General features: G+C 69.1%; 2 protein-coding genes. Both read right to left on the bottom strand.

The features are described 5' to 3' along the window. Positions 1-5,356 (bottom strand): type I polyketide synthase (locus ACLZOT_RS44120; protein WP_416974890.1); only part of this gene is annotated, 5,356 nt, incomplete at its 3' end. Positions 5,357-5,574: 218 nt separating this feature from the next. Continuing rightward, the gene (locus ACLZOT_RS44115; RefSeq protein ID WP_416974889.1) at positions 5,575-6,570 is read right to left on the bottom strand and encodes a 3-oxoacyl-ACP synthase III family protein; all 996 of its coding nucleotides are present in this window, start codon (positions 6,568-6,570) and stop codon (positions 5,575-5,577) included. Positions 6,571-6,591 lie beyond the last annotated feature (21 nt).

The following is a 6,591-nucleotide window of genomic DNA, read 5'->3' as shown; positions in this document are numbered from 1 at the left end:
GCACCACCGCCAACACCCGATGCCCCTTACGCCGAGCATCCGACAACCGCTCCACCACCAACAACCCAACACCCTCACCCCACCCCGTACCATCAGCCGACGCAGCGAAGGGCTTGCAACGGCCATCAGCCGCCAGCCCGCCCTGAATGGCGAACTCAGCAAAGCCGCGTGGTGTGACCATCACCGTCACGCCACCGGCCAGCGCCAGATCACACTCACCGGACCGCAATGCCTGGGCCGCGAGGTGCAAGGCCACCAACGACGACGAACACGCCGTATCCACCGTGACCGCAGGGCCTTCCAGTCCCAACGTGTACGCGATCCGGCCCGACAACACGCTGCTCGCGCCACCGGTCAGCATGTAGCCCTCGACATCACCCGAGGCGCCCCCGACGGTCTCGTATCCCGAACCTGTCCCGCCCACGAAGACCCCGGTCCTGCTGCCCTTCAACAGGCCCGGGTCGATGCCGGCCCGTTCCAGCGCCTCCCACGACGTCTCCAACAACAACCGCTGCTGCGGATCCATCGCCAACGCCTCACGCGGCGAAATACCGAAAAACCCCGCATCGAACTCCGCCGCGTCCTCGATGAACCCGCCCACCCGGGCGAAACCGTCACCGACCAGATCCCAACCCCGGTCCACAGGGAACTCACCCATCGCATCAACCGAGGACACCACCACATCCCACAGTTGTTCAGGGCTCTCGATCCCGCCGGGGAACCGGCAACCCATCCCGACGATGGCGATCGGCTCGTCCGGCTCCGCCTTCACCACAACAGGAACCATCACCTGCGCTTGTGAACCCAGCATCTCCGAACCCAGATACTCCGCCAGCACCGCGGGCGTCGGGTAGTCGAAGACCAGACTCGCAGGCAGTACGAGACCCGTGACCGCCGCCAGCTTGTTCCGCAGCTCCACCGCCGTCAGCGAATCAAAACCCACATCACGGAAAGCCCTCCCCGACGGCAACGCGTCAGTGTTGTCGAAACCGAGAGTGACCGCCGCCTCCCGCCGCACCAAATCCAGCAACACCCACGTACGTTCCTTCTCCCCCAGCCCGGACAGCCTGCGCCGCAGCGCCGACTCACCGGCGGACCCCGTACCCGGCCGGGCGAGTGCCCTGCGTGCCTCCGGGATGCCGGACAGCAGAGGACTCGGGCGCTCGACCGTGAAACTGGGGGCGAAGCGTTCCCAGTCCGTGTTGGTCACCGTCAACGTGACCGAGCCGTCGCGCACCGCCCGCTCCAGAGCAGCCATCGCCAGCTCCGGCTCCATCGCCAGCACACCCCGCCGCCGATACCCCTCCACCAACTCGGCACCCGCCGCGCCCATCCCCGGACCCGCCCACAACCCCCACGCGATCGACGTCGCCACCAGCCCCGCACCCCGCCGATACCCCGCCAACCCGTCCAGAAAAGCATTCGCCGCCGCATACGCCCCCTGCCCCCCAGCACCCCAACTCGCCGCACCCGACGAGAACAGGACGAACGCCTGCAGGTCCAGCCCCGCCGTCAGCTCATGCAGATACCACGCCGACACCATCTTCGCCCGCAACACCCCATCCAACCGCCCCACCTCCAGCTCCCCCACCGGCACATGACCGTCACCGACACCCGCCGCATGCACCACCGCCGTCAGCGGACACTCCACCGGCACCCTCGCCAGCACGTCGGCCAACGCCTCCCGGTCGCCGACATCACACGCCTCCACCGTCACCCGCGCACCCAACCCCACCAGCTCCTCACGCAGACCCACAGCACCCGGAGCCTCCAGACCACGGCGGCTGACGAGTACGACATGCTCAGCACCACGGACCACCGCCCACCGCGCCACATGACCACCCAAGCCCCCGGTCCCGCCCGTGATCAGCACCGAGCCACTCAGCCGCACCTCACCACCCGCACCACCTCCGCCGCTCCCGGCACCGGCCCGGACCAGACGACGCCCGTACACACCCGCCCCCCGCACCGCAACCTGATCCTCACCACCCGCCAGCACCCGCCGCAACAACCCCCCGATCCGCTCATCGACCACCACCGGCAAGTCCACCAGCCCACCCCACCGACCCGGCACATCCAGAGCAGCGGACCGGCCCAACCCCCACAACGCCGCCTGCACCGGACTCACCACCGGGTCACCCGACCCCACCGACACCGCACCCCGCGTCACACACCACACAGGCGCAGCAACCCCACAATCACCCAACGCCTGCACCAACCCCACCGTCCCCGCCAACCCGACCGGCGTCGCCCCGAACTCCACACATGCCTGTTCCGCAACACCCAACAACGACACCACCCCAGACGGCACGGGCAGATCAGCCAGCCGCCCAGCCAACTCAGCACGACCGATGTCCCCGTCCACCTCCAACCGCACCACCCCAGCACCCAACGCCCCCACTACCCCGGCAACCCACACATCCTCACCCCACCCCACAGGCACCACCACCAGCCAGTTCCCCGACAACACACCCCCGGACGCCCCGGGCAGCGACTTCCAACTCTCCGCGAACCGCCACCCCTCCACCACAGACCCAGCACGCCGACGCTCACGCCACGCCACCAACGCCGGAACCACCCCAGCCAAAACCTCCTCGTCCACCCCCAACTCAGCCGACAACAACCCCACATCCGCCCCCTCCACCACCGACCACAACTCGTCATCCACCCCACCCACCACCAGCTCACCCACCGACTCCGGCCAGAACCGCTCACGCTGGAAGGCGTACGTCGGCAGATCCACCACCGCCCCCTGGCCCACTATCGCGGACCAGTCCACCGGAACACCCCGGGTGTGCAACCGGGCCACAGCAGCCAGCAGTTGCCCGAGTTCGTCCTCACCCCGACGCAACGTCCCCGTCACCACCGCCGCCGGATGAGACTCGAACAGCGTCTCCTCCAGACTCGGAGTCAACACCGGATGCGGGCTCACCTCCACAAACACCCCGTGACCAGCCGCAGCCAGCGCACGGGTCGTGTCCGCCAACCGCACCGTCTCCCGCAGATTCCGATACCAGTACCCCGCACCCAGCTCACAGGTGTCCATCAGCCCACCGGTCACGGTGGAATAGAACGCGACACTTCCCTCCACCGGCGCGATGTCCGCCAGCGCCTCAATCAGCTCCGCCTCGATCTGCTCCACGTGCGCGGAGTGCGACGCATAATCCACCTCGACCCGACGAGCCCGGAAACCCTCCACCCCACCCACAACGACCAACTCGGCCAGCACCTCAGCATCCCCGGACACCACCACCGACGACGGCCCGTTCACCGCCGCCACCGACAACCGCCCCTCCCACCGAACAAGCAACAACTCCACCTCAGCCAGCGGCAACCCCACCGACACCATCCCACCCCGCCCCGCCAGTGACCCCGCAATCATCCGACTGCGCACGGCGCTGATCCTGGCCGCGTCCTCCAGTGAGAGTCCGCCCGCCACACACGCCGCCGCGATCTCCCCCTGCGAATGCCCCACCACAGCGGCCGGCGTCACCCCGAGCGACCGCCACACCTCCGCCAACGACACCATCACCGCCCACAACACCGGCTGCACCACATCAACCCGCCCCAACGCCTCCTCGTCCCCCAACACCTCCAGCAAGTCCCACTCCACAAACGGCGCCAACGCCCGAGCACACTCCCCCATCCGCCCCGCAAACACCGGCGAGACAGCCAACAACCCCTCCGCCATACCCACCCACTGCGCACCCTGACCCGGAAACACAAACACCACACCCTGCTCACCAACCGAGCCCTGGCCAGCCACCCCACTCACCACACCAACGCCCAGCTCCCCCACCGCCAACCCACGCAGACCCTGCATCAACTCATCCCGACCGCCCCCCAGCACCACCGCCCGATGCTCCAGACTCGCCCGAGTCGACACCAACGCCGCACCCACCTCGACCAGGTCCAGCCCCGCATCCGCCTCCACATGCACCACAAGCCGCCGCGCCTGCTCCCGCAACCCCCACTCCGACCGCGCCGACAACACCCACGGCACCACCGACGGCACGGACGCCCCCGCAGACTCCCCCTCAGGAACCCGACCAGGCGCCTCCGCCAGCACCAGGTGACAATTCGTCCCGCCCATCCCGAACGCACTCACCCCGGCCACCAGCCGCCGCCCCTGCTCGGGCCAGTCCGCGAGGCGGGTGTGCACGCGCAGCCGAAGCTCATCCAGCGGGATGTCCGGATTCGCTTCCACGAAGTTGAGGCTGGGCGGAAGCAGGCGATGCCGAAGGCTCAGCACCACCTTGAGCATCCCCGTGATGCCGGCCGCCCCCTCCAGGTGACCGACGTTGGTCTTGACGGAACCGACCAGCAGCGGGGAGTCAGCCGAACGCCGGGTTCCGAGCGCGGCGCCGAGCGCGGCGGCCTCGATCGGATCGCCGACCTTGGTACCCGTGCCGTGCAGTTCGACGTACTGCACCTCGGTGGGGTCCATCGAGGCCCGCTGGTACGCCTCTTGGATGACGTCCGCTTGGGCGGACCGGCTGGGGACCGCCAGGCCGCTGCCGTCGCCGTCGCCGTGGCCTTCGTTGTTGACCGCGCCGCCGGCGATGACGCAGTAGATCTTGTCGCCGTCGGCGAGGGCGTCGGTCAGCTTCTTCAGCACGACGACCGCGCCGCCCTCACCGCGGGCGTAGCCGTTGGCCCTCGCGTCGAACGTGTAGCAGCGCCCGTCGGGTGACAGTCCGCCGAATTTCCACGCGCCGACAGTGCTCTCGGCCAGGATGTTGAGGTTCACCCCGCCCGCGATGGCCGTGGTGGACTCGCCGCTCCGCAGGCTCTCGCATGCCATGTGCACGGCGACCAGGGACGAGGACTGGGCGGTGTCCACTGTCAGGCTCGGTCCGCGCAGTCCCAGGAAATGCGAGACGCGGTTCGCGATGATCGCACGGCTGGACCCGGTCAGGGTGTGCTGACCGATCGCGTCCTGTCCGAGACGGCTCATCAGAACGGCGTAGTCGTCGCCCATCGCGCCGACGAACACGCCTGTGCGGGTGCCGCGCAGGGTCGTCGGGACGATCCGCGCGTCCTCCAGCGCCTCCCAGCTCAGTTCCAGCAGGAACCGCTGTCGCGGGTCCATCGCCACGGCCTCTTTCGGGGAGATCCCGAAGAAGTCCGCGTCGAACTCGTCTATCCGGTCGAGGAACCCGCCGCGGCGAGGGGAGTGCACATCGCCGGCCCAGCGGTCGTCCGGCGCTTCGCCGATCGCGTCGACGCCCTCGCACAGCAACCGCCAGAACTCGGCCGGACCGGCCGCTTTCGGCAGAGCGCAGGACAGGCCGACGACGGCTATCTCGCCGGCGTCGGTCTTCCCGGTCGTGAGTGCTACGTCAACACGGTTCATCGCTGCCCCTTGCCGAGAAGACCTGGGTCGATACGCACCATGGGAAGTGAACCTCTCGATCCGATCGGCTCCGTAGGTTCGCGAGCCCAAAACAGCAGGCGGATCCTGCGTTCAAGAGCCGAGCAGGCGATGGACCATCGCCGGTCGGTGAGACCGTCTCGGCCTGGCCGTCAGTACCAATGGGTCGGAATGCGGCCCGCCATCGCGTCGTCCCGGAGTCACCGTGTTCCGAGGTGCCGCCAGCGCAGCAGACAGTGCCCGGTCGACATGCCCCCGCCGAACGAGGTCAGCAGCACGAGGTCGCCGTCGTTCAGCGCGCCCTCGCGGTGCGCGGCATCCAGGGTCACCGGCACGGAGGCGCTGCCGACATTGCCGTAGCGCTCCACGGTGCGGTGCAGCGTTGCGTCGGGGAAGCCGGACTGTTTGTCCAGTTCGTCGAGCATGGCGCCGTTGGGCTGGTGGGGGACGATGTGGCCGACCTCCGTCGGTGAGGCTCCCGACTCCTTCACCAGGCGGGCGAGCGCCGGCGGGACGTGTTCGAGGACGAAGTCCCGTACGAGCCGGCCCTCCATCCGGAAGAAGTGCCCGCCGTCGGCCACGGTCTCGTGCGAGGCCGGCCGGCGGGTTCCGCCCGCCTGGACGTAAATCAGTGCCTGGAGGTCGCCGCGTGCGGCCAGGTCGATGCCCTGGATGCCGTAGCCCTCGCCCACGTCGCCGACGACCGCCGCGCCGGCGCCGTCGCCGAGCAGGGTGGCGGTTCGGCGGTCGGTGAAGTCCAGCGACCGGGAGTACAGGTCGGCGGCGGCGACGAGGACACGCCGGGCGGGGTCCAGGGTGACCAGGCCCTGGGCGAGGGCCAGTGCGTGGACGAAGCCGCTGCACACGGCGTTCACGTCGAACGCGGCGGCACGTCGGGCGCCCAGGAGGTTCTGGACGAGGCATGCCGTCGGTGGTTGCGGTGAGTCCGGTGTGGATGTCGACACGATGATCGTGTCGATCTCGTCCGGGGTCAGCCCCGCCGAGGCCAGTGCGGCGCGGCCGGCGCGGGCCGCGAGGTCGGAGGTCGCCTCGTCGTCGGCCGCGAAGCGCCGTGACGCGATCTTCGTCTTGCGGAGGATCCACTCCTCGGTGACGCCGACGCGTTCCGCGATGTCCGCGTTGGAGACCTCGTTCTCCGGCAGGTACGAACCGATTCCCAGGATGCCGACCGGCATACCGATCTCCTTGTGAACAGT

Source organism: Streptomyces sp. 4F14 (assembly GCF_048159485.1).
Taxonomy (GTDB): Bacteria; Actinomycetota; Actinomycetes; order Streptomycetales; family Streptomycetaceae; genus Streptomyces.
The sequence above is the reverse complement of the archived record's forward strand: the minus strand, read 5'-3'. Positions and strand labels throughout refer to the sequence as shown.

Excerpts from the sequence above, each read along its gene's own strand:
- ACLZOT_RS44115 (WP_416974889.1), bottom strand. The coding sequence starts at position 6,570 with ATGCCGGTCGGCATCCTGGGAATCGGTTCGTACCTGCCGGAGAACGAG.